The following is a 17,430-nucleotide window of genomic DNA, read 5'->3' as shown; positions in this document are numbered from 1 at the left end:
ACGGCGGGGAAGTGCACTACAATCTCCATGTTGCAGTGCACCGTGGAGATCCGATTTGAATCGTACCCCCGTCCGTCCGTCGTCACCTTCGGCATCGCCGTCCATGCCGGGCCAGGTTGTGCTGGTCCTGCAGGGCGGCGGTGCCCTGGGCGCCTACCAGCTGGGCGTCTATCAAGCCATGCACGAAGCCGGCGTCGAGCCGGACTGGGTGATCGGCACGTCGATCGGCGCCATCAACGGCGCCATCATCGCCGGCAACGACCCGCGCTACCGGCTGGACCGGCTGCGCCAGTTCTGGCACCGCATGGAGCAGAACGCGCTGGGCTTTTCGCTCCTGCCGCGCGCCTTCGCCAATGCCTTGACGGTGGGCCAGGGCATTCCCGCCTTCTTCGAACCGAACCTGTCGTCGTGGTGGAATCCGGACGCCAGGGTCGGCATCGAGCAGGCATCCTTTTACCAGACCGCGCCGCTGCGCACCACGCTCGATACGCTGGTCGATTTCGACTACATCAACGCGAAGCACACGCGGCTCACCGTCGGCGCCGTCAACGCGCGCACCGGCGGCATGCGCTATTTCGACAGCCGCAAGGAGCCGCTGGGCGCCTTGCACGTGATGGCGTCCGGCGCGCTGCCGCCGGCCTTTCCCGCCGTGCGCATCGACGGCGAGCCATACTGGGACGGCGGCATTTATTCCAACACGCCGATCGAGGCGGTGCTGGACGACGAGCCGCGCCGCAGTTCGGTGATCTTCTCGGTGCAGGTGTGGAACCCCGACGGCAGCGAGCCGCAAAGCATGATGCAGGTGCTGGACAAGCACAAGGAGATCCAGTACGCCAGCCGCGCCAGCAATATCGAACAGCAGCGCAAGCTGCACCGGCTGCGCCACGTGATCCGCCAGCTGACGCTGCACCTGTCGGATGAGGCGGCGATGTCGGAAGAGGTGCGCGAACTGGCCGCCTGGGGCTGCGGCACCACCATGCACGTGGTGTCGCTGAAGGCGCCGCGCGTCGGCAACGAGGACCACACCAAGGACATCGACTTCAGCGCGGCCGGCATCCGCGCCCGCTGGCAGGCCGGCTACGAGGATACCAAGCGCTTCATCGCACTGCGGCCGTGGGACAGGGAGATCGATCCTATCGAGGGGATCGCGATCCACGAGCTGCCGGCGCGGTAGTGCCCAGCACATCGCGGCATACCTCCAGCCACGCGCGCGCCGCGTGGGACAGGTAGCTGCCGCGCCACACATGCGCCGGCTGCCATTGCAGGCCGGGATCGGTCAGCCGCACCGCATCCATCTGGCCGATCGCCAGCCGGTGGATGAACGGCTCGGGCAGCAGCGCCACGCCCATGCCGGCCGATGCCATTGCCACCAGCCAGTCCCACTGGCCGCTTTGCGCGGCGATGCTCGGTTCGAAGCCGGCGTCGCCGAAGGCCTTGCGCAGGCTGCGGGTCATGGCGAAATCGTCCTTCAGCAGCACCAGCGGCGTCTTGGCCAATGCCTTGAGCGTGAGCGTGCTGCGGCTCTTCTGGAACGTGCCGCGCGCGGCCAGCGCCCAGATCGGGTAGCTGGCGATGGGCGCCGTTTGCAACCCCAGCAGCGGATCGGCCGGCAGCACCGTCATGCCGATTTCCAGTTCGCCCAGCGCCACCTGGCGCTCGATCTCCTGGCCGGCGTCTTCCTGCAAGGTCAGCGCGATGTTCGGGTGGCGTTGGCGGAAGGCCTTCAGTACGGGCGTGAACAACAGGTTGATCATCGGCGGGATGCCGACCGTGAGCCGGCCGCGCTCCATCGCCTGCGTATCGCGCACTTCCGCCGTCAGGCGGCTCATGGTGGCCAGCATCTCCTCGCCGCGCGCGTAGACCACGCCGCCGGTGTCGGTCAGCGTCAGCTTGCGGCCTTCGCGTATCAGCAGCTGCGCGCCCAGTTCCTCCTCCAGCTGGCGCACCATCTTGCTGATGGTCGACTGCGTGACGTGCAGCGATTCGGCCGCCTGCGTGAAGCTGTTCAGGCGGACGGTTTCAATGAAGTAGCGCAGCGAGCGGATGTCCATGAATAAAACGACTGGAATATCGGAATTTAAGTCATGCAACGACTGATATCCGGATTCTATACTGAATCAAAGAACGAGGAGAACACCATGCATGAAGACCGCATCCGCCGCCCGGCGTTGATGGATAAAATAATGAGCGCGGCGCAGGCCGCACAGCTGTTCAGGGACGGCATGACCGTCGGCATGAGCGGCTTCACCCGCGCCGGCGACGCCAAGGCGCTGCCGCTCGCGCTGGTCGAGCGGGCGCGCCGGACGCCGCTGAACCTGACCTTGCTGACCGGGGCGTCGCTGGGCAACGACAGCGACGGCCTGATGGCCAACGCGGGCGTGGTCGCGCGCCGCATGCCGTTCCAGGCCGACGCCGCGCTGCGCCGCAAGATCAATGCCGGCGAGGTGATGTTCATCGACCAGCACCTGTCCGAGACGGCCGAGCAGCTGCGCTCGGGCGACTTGCGGGCGGTCGATATAGCCGTCGTCGAGGCGGTGGCGATCACGCCGGACGGCGGCATCATTCCCACCATGTCGGTCGGGAACTCGGCCAGTTTCGTGCAGCAGGCCAGGCAGGTGATCGTCGAGATCAATCTGAGTTCGCCGCTGTCGCTGGAAGGCTTCCACGACATCTATTTGCCGGGCGCGCGGCCGCGTCGCAGCGCGATTCCGCTGCTCGACCCCTGGCAGCGCATCGGCTGGACCTCGATCCCGGTGCATCCGGACCGCATCGCCGCCATCGTCATCACCGACAGTCCGGACAGCCCCTCCAGCGCGCTGCCGCCGGATGCGGAGACCGACGCCATCGCCCGCCACGTGGTCGCCTTGCTGGAGGGCGAGGTGAAGGCAGGGCGCATGGGGCCCGAACTGCGCCCGCTGCAGGCCGGCATCGGCACCATCGCCAACGCGGTGCTGCACGGCCTGATCGATTCTCCGTTCCGCGACATGACCATGTATTCGGAAGTACTGCAGGACAGCGCGATCGAACTGCTCGATTCCGGGCAGCTCTCGATGGCGTCCGCGTCGTCGATCACGCTGTCGGCACCGATGCACGAGAAATTCATCCGCAATATCGAACAGTACCGCGACCGCATCGTGCTGCGGCCGCAGGAGATCAGCAACCATCCCGAGGTGGTGCGCCGGCTCGGTCTCATCGCGCTGAACACGGCGCTGGAGTTCGACATCTACGGCAACGTCAACTCCACCCACGTGGGCGGCACGCACATGATGAACGGCATCGGCGGCTCGGGCGACTTTGCCCGCAACGGCCAGCTGTCGATATTCGTCAGCAAGTCGGTGGCCAAGGATGGCGCCATTTCCAGCGTGGTGCCGTTTGCCGCCCACGTCGACCATACCGAACACGATGTCGATGTGCTGGTGACCGAATGGGGGCTGGCCGACCTGCGCGGCCTGGCGCCGCGTGAGCGCGCGCCGCTGATCATCGAGCACTGCGCCCACCCGGACTATCGCCCGCAGTTGCGGGCCTACCTGGAAGAGGCCTTGGCGGGTGGCGGCCAGACGCCGCACGTGCTGGAAAAGGCGCTGTCCTGGCATGCCCGCTACAAGCGCGAAGGGAGCATGCTGCTGGTAAAATAGGGGTCATAGCCATACACTTAATATTGGATCAACATGACCATCAAAATCAGCCAAAACTTCGACTCCGGCGCCATCGAGGTGCTGCGCGCGGACAGCGCGGCGGAGATCGAACTGAATCTGCGCAAGGACTCGCACGCCGACATCCACCAGTGGTTCCACTTCCGCCTGCAGGGCGCGCGCGGCCAGCAGGTGACGATGCGCTTCCTGAACGCCGGCCAGGCCACCTACGCCAAGGGCTACGAGGACTACCAGGCCGTGGCCAGCTACGACACCGAAAACTGGTTCCGCGTGCCGACCTCCTTCGACGGCCAGGTCATGACGATCCGCCACACGCCCGATACCGACAGCGTCTACTATGCCTACTTCGAGCCTTATTCGTTCGAACGCCATCTGCGCCTGCTGGGCGAAGTGGCCGAGCATCCGCTGGCCCGCGTGCTCGACCTGGGCAACACCGTCGACGGCCGCGACATGAACATGGTGGTCGTCGGCAAGCCGGAATCGGAAAAGAAAATCTGGTTCATCGCGCGCCAGCATCCGGGCGAGTCGATGGCCGAGTGGTTCATCGAAGGCCTGATCGATTCGCTGCTGGACGACGCCAATCCGATCGCCCGCAAGCTGCTGCAGCGCTGCGTGTTCTACATCGTGCCGAACATGAATCCGGACGGTTCGGTGCGCGGCAACCTGCGCACCAACGCCACCGGCGCCAACCTGAATCGCGAGTGGATGACGCCGACCGTCGAGCGCAGCCCGGAAGTGCTGTATGTGAAGCAGAAGATGCACGAAACCGGCATCGACATGTTCTTCGACATCCACGGCGACGAGGCGCTGTCTTACAACTTCGTGGCCGGTAACGAGATGCTGGAGAATTTCAGCGAGGAGCGCCGCGCCAAGCAGCAGGCCTTCATTGACCGCTACAAGAACGCGACGCCGGACTTCCAGGACAAGGTCGGCTACGCGGCCAGCAAGTACAAGGAAGACATGCTGACCTTGGCGTCCAAGTACGTCGGCCATCACTTCGGCTGCCTGGCGCTGACCCTGGAGATGCCGTTCAAGGACAACGCCGACCTGCCGGATCCGCACGTGGGCTGGAACGGCGCCCGCAGCGCGGCGCTGGGCGCGTCCATCCTGCAGCCCATCCTGCTGTCGCTGGACGACTACTGATCGTGGGCGTCGAGATCGAGCGCAAGTTCCTGCTGCGCGGCGATGCGTGGATGAATCTGGGCGAGCCGGTGTTCTTTCGCCAGGGTTACCTGTCGTCGCACAAGGACCGCGTGGTGCGCGTGCGCATCGAGGGCGACCGCGCGGTGATGACGATCAAGGGCCGCAACGTCGGCGCCACGCGCGGCGAGTGGGAATATCCGATACCGATGGACGATGCGGCCGAGCTGCTGGACCGCTTGTGCGAGCAGCCGCTGATCGAAAAGTACCGCCGGCGCATCGAGTTCGCCGGCAACGTGTGGGAAGTCGACGAGTTCCTCGGCGCCAATGCCGGGCTGGTGGTGGCCGAGATCGAACTGAGCTCGGAAGACCAGGCGTTCGACAAGCCGGACTGGATAGGCGAGGAAGTCACCGACGACCTGCGCTACCTCAACTCCAGTTTGATGAAGCATCCGTTTTCGGCCTGGTAGGAAGCCGGTTTTGGCCTAAGCTGGAAGGATGGACAGCGAGCGATTTGCCGCGCTTGAAGCGCACTACAATGCCATCCTGCCGACGTTGGCGACGAAGGCGGACATTGAGGCGTTGCGTACTGAAATGCACAGGATGTCGGCCGACACGCACAAATGGATGGTTGCCAGCCTGATCGGACTGTTTATCGGTTTCGGTGGCCTGGGCGTAACACTGGGCCAAATTCTGAAGCCTGCCGCCACGCAGGCCGCGGCGCAGCCGCCTCAGCCGATCGTCATCTGCCTGCAGCCGCCAGCGCCGCAGGCGCAGAAATAAAAACGCCCCCGGATTGAACTCGGGGGCGTTTTGCTTAGTGGAAGTGCTCGGTGCCGGTCGGCGTATCCTCGGGCATTTCCGCGTGGGCCAGTTCGCCGACCGGATCGGCAAACAGCGGCGCGCCGCAGTCGTCGCAGAACTCGGCCACATAGCGTTCGCCATGCTTCTTGATCTGCGTGACGCCGGCCTCGTTCAGGTGGGCGACGATTTCCTCCACCGGCGTGACCGGCTTCTGCACCACACCGCCCGGACCGCCTTGCAGCGGACCTTCCGGCGGCGTGCCTTCCTCGTCCTCCTGGCCGTACAGCGGCCACACCACGCCGTAGATCACGTCCGGCGTCGAACGCTGCGTGAAGGCCACGCGGTATTCGTCGATCTGGCCGTCGGCGCTTTCCTCGCCGAAGCCGGCGATCACCGCGCGCAGTTCGGACGGCTCGATGGCCAGCGTGTGCGTCAGGTAGTGCACGGCGGCGCGGATCGACACCGGGCGTATCAGCTTGTCCGCCTCGCGGCAGGCCATGTAGTACGCCTCCGGCAGCAGCAGCTCGACGCCGCAGCCGGGCAGCAGGCGGTTGATGGTCGGCGTGACCTGGGCGCGCCATTGCTCCAGCGCGGTGGCGCGCTCGTTGGCGAACTGCGCCTGGTTGGCGGGCATCTGCCAGCGGAACAGCGGCGCGCCGGCCGGCGCCACCACGGCCACCAGCAGGTAGCGGGTGTCGGCCAGGAACGGCGCCGTTTCCGGCACCTTGGTGTCGGCCTTCAGCACGGTGCCCTTGAGCGCGGCCTGCGCTAGCTTGTGCACCTTGCCGTAGGCCTCGACATGGCTGCGCGGCAGCTGGTCGATCGAGAACAGCGTCGGCGACATCGCCATCTGCGTGCCGTCGGCCAGCAGGTGGGCGGAGAAATGCGCCGACAGGGTTTGCAGGATGTCCGCCGGGATCGGACCGGAGGCGATCGCGAAGCGCGTCCACGCCAGGATGGGCGCGGCCACCAGCAGCACGTCGTACTGCTTGGGCACGCCGTCGGCGGTGTCCATGGTCACGCTGCTCGATTCGCTGGCCGCTTCCACGCCATCCATCAACACGTCGTAGGCGTTCAGGTCTTCCTTGAACAGCACGTTGAGGGTGGCGTCGATGGTGTCCTGGTGGCCGGTCTTGAGGAGTTTCTGAAGCTGCGCATCGAGGCTGTGCTCCCAGGCCCGCTCTTCGATACGGCTGGCCGCCTGCCCGACAGCCTGGGCGTAGGTGACGAGGCGCTGGCTCTCGGCAGACAATTTATGGGATGAATCTTTAGATGGACGACGCATAGCGCAATAAGAGTCTCATAAAAGTGAAAAAAACGGATCAGTCATGCAGATGATAACCCTTATGACTCGTATTGTAGTTGATTCGGCAAACGTGCATAAAAAAACGCCCTGTGGCCTCGGCGCACAGGGCGTTCTCTACGGGACAGCTAGCTGATTATGCGGCCAGCAGCTGACGCAGCACGAACGGCAGGATGCCGCCATGCTTGTAGTAGTCGACTTCGATCGGGGTGTCGATACGCAGCAGCACTTTGACTTCCTGTGCCGGCTTGCCTTCGCGATGGATGACCAGGGTAGCCAGTTGCTGCGGCTTGATCTCGCCTTCCAGACCCTTCAGGTCGTAGACTTCCTTGCCGGTGATGCCCAGCGATTCGACGCTGTCGTTGCCGATGAATTGCAGCGGCAGCACGCCCATGCCGACCAGGTTCGAGCGGTGGATGCGCTCGAACGAACGCACGATCACGGCCTTCACGCCCAGCAGCTGGGTGCCCTTGGCCGCCCAGTCGCGCGACGAGCCGGTGCCGTACTCTTCGCCGCCGAACACCATGGTCGGCGTGCCTTCGGCAACGTACTTCATCGCCGCGTCGTAGATCGACAGCTGTTCGCCGCTTGGCTGGTGAATGGTGATGCCGCCTTCAACCGCCGAACCGTCCGCCTTGGCAGGGATCATCTTGTTCTTGATGCGCACGTTGGCGAAGGTGCCGCGCATCATGATCTCGTGGTTGCCGCGGCGCGAGCCGTAGGAGTTGAAGTCGGCCTTCAGCACGCCGTTGGCCAGCAGCCATTTGCCCGCCGGGCCGTCTTCCTTGATCGAGCCGGCAGGGGAGATGTGGTCGGTGGTGATCGAATCGCCGAACACGCCCAGCGCGCGCGCGCCGGTGATGCCGGTGGCGGCCGCTTTCGGGGTCATCTCGAAGCCGTCGAAGAACGGCGGCTCGGCGATGTAGGTCGATGCTGGCCAGTTGTAGACGTTGCCTTCGGTCGACGACACGTGTTCCCACAGCTTGCCAGGGTTGCCCTTGACGTCGGCGTAGTTCGACTTGAACACTTTCGAGTTCATCGCGAACTTCATCAGCTTGGCGATCTCTTTCGAGGTCGGCCAGATGTCGCCCAGGTACACGTCCTTGCCGTTCTTGCCCTTGCCGACCGGTTGGGTCATCAGGTCGACGGTCATGTTGCCGGCGATGGCGTAGGCCACGACCAGCGGTGGCGATGCCAGGAAGTTCGAGCGGATGTTCGGGTGAATACGCGCTTCGAAATTGCGGTTACCGGACAGCACGGCCGAGGCGACGATGTCGTTGGTCGAGATGGCGGCGTTCAGTTCCGGGGTCAGGTCGCCGGCGTTGCCGATGCAGGTGGTGCAGCCGTAGGCGGTGACGCCGAAGCCCAGTTGCTCCAGGTATGGCAGCAGGCCGGCGGCGGTCAGGTACTCGGTCACCACGCGCGAGCCGGGGGCCAGCGAGGTCTTGATGTGCGGCGCGACGGTCAGGCCGGCTTCGACGGCTTTCTTCGCCAGCAGGCCGGCGGCCAGCAGCACGCTCGGGTTCGAGGTGTTGGTGCACGAGGTGATCGCGGCGATCAGCACGTCGCCGTTTTTCACGTTCACGCCGTTGGTGGTGGTGTAGGTCTGGTTCAGCTGTTCAGGCTTTTTGTTGAAGCCGTTTTCGGTGGTCGGTTTCGAGAACAGTTCGGTGAAGTTGTTCTTCACGTTGCCGATTTCGATACGGTCCTGTGGACGCTTCGGACCGGCCAGCGAAGGAGTAACACTGGTCAGGTTCAGTTCCACCACGCGGGTGTAGTCGATGTCGCCGGCCTTCGGCACGCCGTACAGGCCCTGCGCCTTGAAGTAGGCGGCGAAGGCGGCGATTTCGTCCTTGGTGCGGCCGGTGCCTTCGAAGTATTCGACGGTGGCGTCGTCGACCGGGAAGAAGCCCATGGTCGCGCCGTATTCAGGCGCCATGTTGGCGATGGTGGCGCGGTCGGTCAGCGACAGCGTCTCGGTGCCTTCGCCGAAGAACTCGACGAACTTGCCGACGACTTTTTCCTTGCGCAGCAGTTCGGTGATGGTCAGCACCAGGTCGGTCGCGGTGCAGCCTTCGCGCAGGATGCCGGTCAGGTTGACGCCGATCACGTCCGGGGTCAGGAAGTAGACCGGCTGGCCCAGCATGCCGGCTTCCGCCTCGATGCCGCCCACGCCCCAGCCGACCACGCCGATGCCGTTGATCATGGTGGTGTGCGAGTCGGTGCCGACCAGGGTGTCCGGGTAGTACACGCCTTCAGCGGTCTTGTGCACGCCGCGCGCCAGGTATTCCAGGTTGACCTGGTGGACGATGCCGAAGCCTGGAGGGACTACGCCGAAGGTGTCGAAGGCTTGCATGCCCCATTTCATGAACTGGTAGCGCTCGTTGTTGCGCGAGAATTCCAGCTTCATGTTCAGGTCCAGCGCGTTCTTTTCGCGGAAGTGGTCGATGGTGACCGAGTGGTCGACCACCAGGTCCACCGGCACCAGCGGTTCGATTTTCTTGGCGTTGATGCCCATTTTGTACGCGACGTTGCGCATCGCGGCCAGATCGGCCAGCAGCGGCACGCCGGTGAAGTCCTGCAGCACGACGCGGGCCACGACGAAAGGAATCTCGTCGGTGCGCTCGGCGGTCGCGCCCCAGTTGGCCAGTTGCTTGACGTGTTCTTCGGTGACTTTCTTGCCGTCGCAGTTACGCAGGACGGATTCCAGCACAACGCGGATCGATACCGGCAGGCGGGAGATTTTGGCGCCCAGGCTCTTTTCCAGTGCGGGCAGGGAGTAGAACTTACCCTTCTTGCCCGAAATGTTGAAATCCTTAAGCGTGTTCAGAGTGTTGCGGGACATGACCTCTCCTTCAGTGGGTATCGTCTATTGTTGATGTTAAACCGTGTTGCTGGCGCCCGTGCCGGCGCGCCCGTTTTGGAGCTGGAACTGATTGCTGTTACTGGATGCTGATCTTGGTGCTGGTCGGTTCCGCGGCGCTGGTGGTGACCGGCTTGAGCTGTTCGGCGTTGCGGCATTCGTTGGCCAGCTGGCGGTTCTGCTTGGAGTCGAGCAGCATGCTCTTGGCGGGAATGCCGATCCAGATCAGGCCGTACAACTTGTTCTCGAAGCGGTTGGCGCCGGTGGTGGTGCCCACGCGGGTCAGGCGGTGCAGGCGCTTCTTCCAGCGCAGCGCGATATGGGCCTCGTCGCTGGCGTTGCTGTAGATGGTGATCTTGTTGCCCAGTTCGCAGTCGAATTCGATGACGGACGCGTCGCCGATGGCCGGCTCGTCGGCCTCCTCGTCCGGCGCCTTCGCTTCGACCGGCTTGGCGGCGGCTTTGGGCTTGCTGGCCTTCTTGACGGCTTTCTTGGCCGATGCGTTGGCTGGCGCGGGAGTGTCGGCGTGGGCGCCGGCGGCCAGGGTCAGGGAGCCGAGCGCGAAGCTGCAGGCCAGGAATAATTTGGAGATAGACATCAGTGTGCTTCCTGTATGGGGTCGGTAGGGCTTCCGTTGAGCAGCGCGACGGCCGATTCGGGCAAGCTCAGCCCGGCCAGTCTGGCGCGCTGTAAAACGGTCCAATAGTATCTGTAGCTTGCGCGGTCGTGCAAGCGCCCGTTTTGGGATATTGGCCCCCATTGGACCGCCTCTGCTTCAAGCAGGATGGCGGCCGCCTCGCTGACCTCGGACAGGCGCGGCGTGAAGGTCTTGATAATAGGTTTGATCTGGTTCGGATGGATGCTCCACATGCGCGTGTAGCCGAATTCGGCGGCGGCGCGCTGGGCATCGTTGGCGGCAACCGCCGTGTCCTTGATTTCGGTGGTCACGTTATGCGACGGCACCTTGCCGTGCGCGTGGCAGGCGGCGGCCACTTCCAGCTTGGCGCGCACCACCAGCGGGTGCGTGAACTGGCCCGGCGTGCGCATCGCGCTGCCGGGAATGGCGCCGTAGTGCGACGAGACGAAGTCCATGATGCCGAACGACAGGCACTGCACCTGCGGCAGGGCGGCGATGTCGTAGGCCTCGCGCAGCGCGCTGTGGGTTTCGATCAGCACGTGCACCGGCAGGTCCTTGCGGCCGGCCTTGGCGGCATGGGTGTTGATCAACTTGATGGCGGCGGCGACTTCCTTGGCGCTGTGCACCTTCGGCAGCACGATGTAGGCCAGGCGCTTGGCGGCGGCGCAGATGATCTCGACGTCCTGCAGGAAAAAGGGGCTGTCGACATCGTGCACGCGGGCGCCGATGCGGTTGAATTTATTGTCGTCGGACAACAGCAGTTCGGCCACCAGGCGCGCGTGCGCCTCCTCGTTGCCGGCGCTGGCGCCGTCTTCGCAATCGAGGGTGATGTCGAACAGGGGGCCAAGTTCTTGTTGCAGGGCGATCGATTTGCGCATCAGCTTTTCGGAGCCGGCGTAGTGGTCGCAAGCCGGCAGCAGCAGCGGCTGGCGATTGCCCTGGAATAAAACCTCGGATGGGTGCATGCGGGAATCTGGAGTAGGCGAGGGAGCGGTAACGGACGCCGCGCTGCTCTCGGCAGCGCGGCGGGTGCGGCGGATCGGTGGTTTAACCGGTTCCACGTGCGGTTGGATCGGAACTTATGCAGGCAGCAGGTGCTTGACGCCTTCGCGCTCTTCGGTCAGTTCCTTCAGCGTCAGGTTGATGCGCTCTTGCGAGAACGCGTCGATTTCCAGGCCCTGGACGATTTTGTATTCGCCGTTTTCGGTGGTGACAGGGAAGCCGAACATGGTGCCTTCCGGGATGCCGTACGAACCGTCCGAAGGAACGCCCATGGTGGTCCACTTGCCGTTGGTGCCCAGCATCCAGTCATGCACGTGGTCGATGGCCGCGTTGGCCGCCGACGCCGCCGACGACAGGCCGCGCGCTTCGATGATGGCCGCGCCGCGCTTGCCGACGGTCGGCAGGAACACGTTGGCGTTCCATTCCTGGTCGTTGATCAGTTCCTTGACAGCCTTGCCGTTGACGGTGGCGAAACGGTAGTCGGCGTACATGGTCGGCGAGTGGTTGCCCCAGACGGTCAGCTTTTCGATGTCCTTGACGGCGGTGCCGGTCTTGGCGGCCACTTGCGACAGCGCGCGGTTGTGGTCCAGGCGCAGCATGGCGGTGAAGTTCTTGGCCGGCAGCGAAGGCGCCGATTTCATGGCGATGTAGGCGTTGGTGTTGGCCGGGTTGCCGACCACCAGCACTTTGACGTTGCGCGAAGCGACGGCGTCGAGCGCCTTGCCTTGCACGGTGAAGATCTGGGCATTGGCTTCCAGCAAGTCTTTGCGCTCCATGCCCGGGCCGCGCGGACGGGCGCCAACCAGCACGGCGACGTCGACATCCTTGAACGCGGTCATCGGGTCGGAGTGGGCGGTCATCTCGGTCAGCAGCGGGAACGCGCAGTCGTCGATTTCCATCATGACGCCTTTCAGCGCTTTTTGTGCTTTTTCGTCAGCGATTTCCAGCAGTTGCAGGATAACTGGTTGGTCTTTGCCGAGCATGTCGCCGTTGGCGATGCGGAACAGCAGAGCGTAACCGATTTGACCGGCGGCGCCGGTGACAGCAACACGCATTGGGGTTTTAGCCATGATGAATCTCCAAAGTGGGAATTAAAACGTTCTCTAAGCTGGACCGGTGCCGGTCCGGGGAAACCGTAATCATACTGCAAATCGAGCGCTTATATCTCCGTCAAAGCGGTATGGTAAAGCGCCTCGCCGGGGAGTGTAGGCGCGTGGCGGGTATCTGTCAATCCTATCTTATGTCTTATATAAGACAGATAAGTTATTGCGTGTTTTTGCTGGACGGCAGGGGGCTTTTGTGGTGAAATCTTGGCCTATGAATCCAGCCCCGCCTAATTCGAACAGCAATCCCGCCGCCGTCAACACGGGCGGAGCTGCCGGATCGCCTGCGGCGCCTTCCTCCGTTACGCCTTCCGGCGCGTCGCCGACCTTCTCCCCACTGTACCAGCAAATCAAGGCGCTGATCACGCGCAGCCTGCAGTCGGGCGAGTGGAAACCGGGTGAGCTGATCCCCAGCGAAGTCGAACTGGCCAACCGCTTCAAGGTCAGCCAGGGCACGGTGCGCAAGGCCATCGACGAGCTGGCGGCCGAGAACCTGGTCATGCGCCGGCAGGGCAAGGGCACGTTCGTGTCCACCCACCACGAGGAGCGCGCCCACTTCCGCTTCCTCAAGCTGATGCCCGACGAGGGCGTGCCGCACTACCCCGAAAGCAAATTCATCGAAGTCAAGCGCATGCGCGCGCCCGCCGACGTGGCGCGCCTGCTCGACCTGAAATCCGGCGACGCCGTCATCTTCATCAAGCGGGTGCAGTCGTTCGACGGCATGCCGACCATCGTCGAGGAGCTGTGGCTGCCGGGCATGACGTTCAAGGGCTTGACCGCCGAGCGGCTGGTTGAATACAAGGGGCCGATGTACGGCCTGTTCGAATCCGAGTTCGGCACCCGCATGATACGGGCGACGGAAAAGATCCGCGCCGTCTGCGCGGCGGCCGAAGACGCCGCGCTGCTGCACCTGCCCGCCAACACGCCGCTGCTGGCGTCCGAGCGGGTGTCGTTTACTTATGGCGACAAACCGGTGGAGCTGCGCCGCGGCCTGTATTCCACCGAGCGCCATCACTATCACAATGAGTTGAACTGAGCGGGTTGAATTGAAGGAGACCCTGGGGCGCTAAAAAGCCGCTTCAGGAGCGCAGGGCAGGGCGCCGTCACACGCCGGTAGCATTGTTGCGCTGATAATACGTCGAGCTACAGGAAGTAGCCGCCAGCTAGTGTTGTCAAACACTATTTTAGTTATATGTAACAATAGATATTGGTTATGAGTGCGGAAATCGGCGAAAATCGCAGTCTTACCAAATTTTTGTTTAGCCTGAGGAGGTCTTGTTATGTCAGAAGCCGTAAGGGAAGTCCCTAAAAAAGAACGGCCGGAGTTCCGTAACATCCACGTTACCGAATTGTCCAACTACCGCTTGCCATTGGCCGGTATCGTATCCATCCTGCACCGCATCAGCGGCTTCCTGATGTTTGCGCTGCTGCCTTTCGTGCTCTATTTGCTGGAGCAGAGCCTGCGCTCCGAGATCTCCTTCGCCTACTACCAGGGGATCGTGTCGACCCCGCTGGTCAAGCTGATCATCCTGGCCCTGGTCTGGGGTTATATGCAGCACTTCTGCGCCGGCGTACGCCACCTGTTCATGGACCTGCACTACGGCCTGGACAAGGATTCGGCGCGTAAATCGGCCGCCAGCGTGCTGGTCGTCAGCCTGGCTTTGACCCTGGTCGTCGCCCTCAAACTGTTTGGAGTATTCTGAGATGGCAAATAACAATATTGGCCCCAAGCGCCGCGTGGTCGGTGCCCACTACGGCCTGAAAGACTGGCTGGCGCAGCGCGTCACCGCCGTCATGATGGTGCTGTACACCGCCATCCTGCTGATTTCCTTCCTCACCGGCCAGAACTTCACCTATGAAGGCTGGGCTGGCCTGTTCGCGCAGCAGTGGTTCAAGCTGATCTCCGCAGTCACCCTGTTCGGCCTGTTCTACCACGCCTGGGTCGGCATGCGCGACATCTGGATGGACTACGTTAAAGCCGTCGGCGTTCGCCTGACCCTGCAAATCGCCACCATGCTGTGGTTGATCGCTTGTGCCGTTTGGTCGGTACAGATACTCTGGAGTGTGTAATCGTGGCAGCTATTAAAACTGGAATTCCTACCCGCCGCTTTGACGCGGTAATCGTCGGCGCCGGCGGCTCCGGCATGCGCGCATCCCTGCAGCTGGCTGAAGCCGGTCTGAACGTGGCGGTGCTGTCGAAAGTGTTCCCGACCCGCTCGCACACCGTGGCGGCGCAGGGCGGCATCGGCGCGTCGCTGGGCAATATGGCTGAAGACAACTGGTTCTGGCACATGTTCGACACCGTCAAGGGCGGCGACTACCTGGGCGACCAGGACGCGATCGAATTCATGTGCCGCGAAGCACCGAAGGTCGTCTACGAGCTGGAACACTTCGGCATGCCGTTCGACCGCAATCCCGACGGCACCATCTACCAGCGTCCGTTCGGCGGCCACACCGCCAACTTCGGCGAGAAAGCCGTGCAGCGCGCCTGCGCCGCGGCCGACCGTACCGGCCACGCGCTGCTGCACACGCTGTACCAGCGCAACGTCCGCGCCCGCACCCACTTCTTCGTCGAGTGGATGGCGCTCGACATCATCCGCGACGCCGAAGGCGACGTGGTCGGCGTGGTGGCACTGGAAATGGAAACCGGCGAAACGATGATCCTGGAAGCGAAGACCACCATCTTCGCCACCGGCGGCGCAGGCCGCATCTTCGCAGCTTCCACCAACGCCTTCATCAACACCGGCGATGGCATGGGCATGGCGGCACGCGCCGGCCTGCCGCTGCAGGACATGGAGTTCTGGCAGTTCCACCCGACCGGCGTGGCCGGCGCCGGCGTCCTCATCACCGAGGGTGTGCGCGGCGAGGGCGGTATCCTGATCAACTCCGAAGGCGAGCGCTTCATGGAGCGCTATGCGCCGACCCTGAAGGATCTGGCGCCGCGCGACTTCGTGTCGCGCTCGATGGACCAGGAAATCAAGGAAGGCCGCGGCTGCGGCCCGAACAAGGACCACGTGATGCTGGACCTGCGCCACATCGGCGCCGACACCATCCAGAAGCGCCTGCCGTCGATCCTGGAAATCGGCCACAAGTTCGCCAACGTCGACGCCACCAAGGAACCTATCCCTGTCGTGCCGACCATCCACTACCAGATGGGCGGCATTCCGACCAACATCCACGGCCAGGTCGTCACCCCTAACGGCGACGGCACGCAGAAGGTCGTCAACGGCCTGTACGCGATCGGCGAATGCGCCTGCGTGTCGGTGCACGGCGCCAACCGCCTGGGCACCAACTCGCTGCTGGACCTGGTGGTGTTCGGCCGCGCGGCCGGCAACCACGTGGTCGCGTCCAACCTGAAGCAGAAGGAAAACAAGCCGCTGCCGAAGGACGCGTCCGATTTCGCCATGGACCGCCTGAACAAGCTGGAAACCTCGACCGGCTCGGAAAAAGTGCAGGGCGTCGCCAACGACATCCGCGCCACGATGCAGAAGTACTGCGGCGTGTTCCGTACCGAGGAGATGATGGCCCAGGGCGCCAAGGAAATCATGGTGCTCGACGAGCGCCGCAAGCATGTGTCGTTCAAGGACAAGTCCAAGGTGTTCAACACCGCGCGCGTCGAAGCGCTGGAGCTGGACAACCTGATCGAAACCGCGAAAGCGACGATCACGTCGGCCGTGGCCCGCAAGGAATCGCGCGGCGCCCACGCCCACAACGATTTCCCGCACCGCGACGACGACAACTGGATGAAGCACACCCTGTGGTATTCGGAAGGCAACCGACTGGAATACAAAGCGGTCGTTACCAAGCCATTGACGGTTGATACCTTCAAACCGAAACCACGTACTTTCTAAGGGCTAGAACATGGCACGCACTCTCAAACTGAAAATTTACCGTTACGACCCGGACCAGGACGCCAAGCCGTACATGCAGGACGTGACGGTCGAGCTGAAAGACACCGACAAGATGCTGCTCGACGCGCTGCAGCGCATCAAGTCCGACGTCGACGATTCGCTGGCCCTGCGCCGCTCGTGCCGCGAAGGCGTGTGCGGTTCGGACGCGATGAACATCAACGGCAAGAACGGCCTGGCCTGCACCACCAACCTGAACGAGCTGACCGAGCCTATCGTGCTGCGTCCGCTGCCAGGCCTGCCGGTGATCCGCGACCTGATCGTCGACATGACCCAGTTCTTCAAGCAGTACGATTCGATCAAGCCTTACCTGATCAACGATTCGATCCGTCCTGAAAAAGAACGCCTGCAAACCCCGACCGAGCGCGAAGAGCTCGACGGCCTGTACGAGTGCATCCTGTGCGCCTGCTGCTCGACGTCGTGCCCGTCGTTCTGGTGGAATCCGGACAAGTTCGTCGGTCCTGCCGGCCTGCTGCAAGCCTACCGCTTCATCGCCGACTCGCGCGACGAAGCGACCGGCGCGCGCCTGGACAACCTGGAAGATCCGTACCGCCTGTTCCGCTGCCACTCGATCATGAACTGCGTCGACGTTTGCCCCAAGGGTTTGAACCCGAACAAGGCCATCGGCAAGATCAAGGAATTGATGGTACGCCGCGCAATTTAAGGCCATTCCTCGGGCGGCGGCTCCGCCGCCCGTTTTAGTATAAAGTGGCACAGCCATATGACTGAACAGAACAACTCTGCGCATCAGTCCGACCCAGCCAACAGAGCGCGCCTGCGCTGGCGCTCGCGCCGGGGTCTGCTGGAAAACGACATCATCCTGACCCGTTTTCTCGATGCGCATGAAACCGAATTGACCGACGAAGAAGTGGACGCGTTCACGCGGCTCCTCGATTTGTCGGACAATGCCCTGATGGATCTGGTACTGGCCCGTAAAGAGCCGGAAGGCGAGGTCGATCTGCCGCATGTGCACGCACTGTTGCAGCGACTGCGGCTTGCATAAAGACACACCCAGAA

Annotated in this window: 17 protein-coding genes; 11 read left to right on the top strand and 6 right to left on the bottom strand. The window is 63.3% G+C overall.

Going from position 1 to position 17,430, the window contains the following annotated elements; translation table 11 throughout:
- The first annotated feature begins 103 nt into the window (after positions 1 to 103).
- Entirely contained in the window at positions 104 to 1,174 is a 1,071-nt protein-coding gene (locus tag ACSQ3S_RS24985) for a patatin-like phospholipase family protein (RefSeq protein WP_436145075.1), read from the top strand.
- Here the strand turns inward: ACSQ3S_RS24985 and ACSQ3S_RS24980 are convergent.
- A complete protein-coding gene (locus tag ACSQ3S_RS24980) occupies positions 1,134 to 2,051 on the bottom strand; it encodes a LysR substrate-binding domain-containing protein (RefSeq protein ID WP_176651997.1) in 918 nt (305 codons plus the stop codon). The genes ACSQ3S_RS24985 and ACSQ3S_RS24980 overlap by 41 nt on opposite strands.
- 87 nt (positions 2,052 to 2,138) lie before the next feature.
- On the opposite strand from ACSQ3S_RS24980, the gene ACSQ3S_RS24975 reads away from it, so the two are divergent.
- The 4 genes from ACSQ3S_RS24975 to ACSQ3S_RS24960 are packed head-to-tail and all read left to right on the top strand — an operon-like array spanning position 2,139 to position 5,576.
- Positions 2,139 to 3,635 carry an acetyl-CoA hydrolase/transferase family protein gene (locus tag ACSQ3S_RS24975; RefSeq protein WP_436144097.1) on the top strand — a complete coding sequence of 499 codons (1,497 nt, stop codon included), beginning with the start codon at positions 2,139 to 2,141 and terminating at the stop codon, positions 3,633 to 3,635.
- A gap of 33 nt (positions 3,636 to 3,668) precedes the next feature.
- The gene (locus ACSQ3S_RS24970) at positions 3,669 to 4,796 is read left to right on the top strand and encodes a M14 family metallopeptidase (protein ID WP_436144096.1); all 1,128 of its coding nucleotides are present in this window, start codon (positions 3,669 to 3,671) and stop codon (positions 4,794 to 4,796) included.
- 2 nt (positions 4,797 to 4,798) lie between these two features.
- Positions 4,799 to 5,263, top strand: a complete 465-nt coding sequence (locus ACSQ3S_RS24965; protein ID WP_436144095.1) for a CYTH domain-containing protein — start codon at positions 4,799 to 4,801, stop codon at positions 5,261 to 5,263.
- 28 nt (positions 5,264 to 5,291) lie between these two features.
- Positions 5,292 to 5,576 carry a hypothetical protein gene (locus ACSQ3S_RS24960; RefSeq protein WP_436144094.1) on the top strand — a complete coding sequence of 95 codons (285 nt, stop codon included), beginning with the start codon at positions 5,292 to 5,294 and terminating at the stop codon, positions 5,574 to 5,576.
- 34 nt (positions 5,577 to 5,610) lie between these two features.
- Here the strand turns inward: ACSQ3S_RS24960 and ACSQ3S_RS24955 are convergent, their stop codons facing one another.
- From ACSQ3S_RS24955 to ACSQ3S_RS24935, 5 genes are all read right to left on the bottom strand, one after another.
- Positions 5,611 to 6,882, bottom strand: a complete 1,272-nt coding sequence (locus ACSQ3S_RS24955; RefSeq protein ID WP_436144093.1) for a DUF2863 family protein — start codon at positions 6,880 to 6,882, stop codon at positions 5,611 to 5,613.
- 154 nt (positions 6,883 to 7,036) lie between these two features.
- Complete coding sequence (acnA, locus tag ACSQ3S_RS24950) at positions 7,037 to 9,745, bottom strand: aconitate hydratase AcnA (RefSeq protein ID WP_176651991.1); 2,709 nt, start codon at positions 9,743 to 9,745, stop codon at positions 7,037 to 7,039.
- Between the two features lie 97 nt (positions 9,746 to 9,842).
- Complete coding sequence (locus ACSQ3S_RS24945; protein WP_176651990.1) at positions 9,843 to 10,361, bottom strand: hypothetical protein; 519 nt, start codon at positions 10,359 to 10,361, stop codon at positions 9,843 to 9,845.
- Positions 10,361 to 11,365 carry an HpcH/HpaI aldolase/citrate lyase family protein gene (locus tag ACSQ3S_RS24940; protein WP_413448507.1) on the bottom strand — a complete coding sequence of 335 codons (1,005 nt, stop codon included), beginning with the start codon at positions 11,363 to 11,365 and terminating at the stop codon, positions 10,361 to 10,363. The genes ACSQ3S_RS24945 and ACSQ3S_RS24940 overlap by 1 nt, the downstream gene beginning before the upstream one ends.
- A 114-nt stretch (positions 11,366 to 11,479) precedes the next feature.
- A complete protein-coding gene (locus ACSQ3S_RS24935; RefSeq protein WP_176651988.1) occupies positions 11,480 to 12,472 on the bottom strand; it encodes a malate dehydrogenase in 993 nt (330 codons plus the stop codon).
- A gap of 247 nt (positions 12,473 to 12,719) precedes the next feature.
- Between ACSQ3S_RS24935 and ACSQ3S_RS24930 the strand changes: the two genes are divergently transcribed.
- The 6 genes from ACSQ3S_RS24930 to ACSQ3S_RS24905 all read left to right on the top strand — a co-directional run bounded on the left by ACSQ3S_RS24930 (position 12,720) and on the right by ACSQ3S_RS24905 (position 17,416).
- Positions 12,720 to 13,541: a GntR family transcriptional regulator gene (locus ACSQ3S_RS24930; RefSeq protein ID WP_176651987.1), complete on the top strand. Its 822-nt coding sequence runs from the start codon at positions 12,720 to 12,722 to the stop codon at positions 13,539 to 13,541.
- Positions 13,542 to 13,785: 244 nt separating this feature from the next.
- On the top strand, positions 13,786 to 14,208 hold the full coding sequence (gene sdhC, locus ACSQ3S_RS24925; protein WP_353402766.1) for a succinate dehydrogenase, cytochrome b556 subunit: 423 nt from the start codon (positions 13,786 to 13,788) through the stop codon (positions 14,206 to 14,208).
- 1 nt (position 14,209) lies between these two features.
- Positions 14,210 to 14,575, top strand: coding sequence for a succinate dehydrogenase, hydrophobic membrane anchor protein (sdhD, locus tag ACSQ3S_RS24920; protein ID WP_176651985.1), 366 nt, complete (start codon positions 14,210 to 14,212; stop codon positions 14,573 to 14,575).
- A gap of 2 nt (positions 14,576 to 14,577) precedes the next feature.
- A complete protein-coding gene (gene sdhA / locus ACSQ3S_RS24915; RefSeq protein ID WP_176651984.1) occupies positions 14,578 to 16,356 on the top strand; it encodes a succinate dehydrogenase flavoprotein subunit in 1,779 nt (592 codons plus the stop codon).
- Positions 16,357 to 16,366: 10 nt separating this feature from the next.
- On the top strand, positions 16,367 to 17,077 hold the full coding sequence (locus ACSQ3S_RS24910; RefSeq protein ID WP_008450684.1) for a succinate dehydrogenase iron-sulfur subunit: 711 nt from the start codon (positions 16,367 to 16,369) through the stop codon (positions 17,075 to 17,077).
- A gap of 57 nt (positions 17,078 to 17,134) precedes the next feature.
- Positions 17,135 to 17,416 carry a succinate dehydrogenase assembly factor 2 gene (locus ACSQ3S_RS24905; protein ID WP_176651983.1) on the top strand — a complete coding sequence of 94 codons (282 nt, stop codon included), beginning with the start codon at positions 17,135 to 17,137 and terminating at the stop codon, positions 17,414 to 17,416.
- The last annotated feature ends 14 nt before the right edge of the window (positions 17,417 to 17,430 follow it).

This window comes from Duganella sp. LjRoot269, from assembly GCF_964254095.1.
Classification (GTDB): domain Bacteria; phylum Pseudomonadota; class Gammaproteobacteria; order Burkholderiales; family Burkholderiaceae_D; genus Rugamonas; species Rugamonas hordei.
Note: the sequence above shows the minus strand (reverse complement) of the source record. Positions and strands in the feature narration are given on the sequence as shown.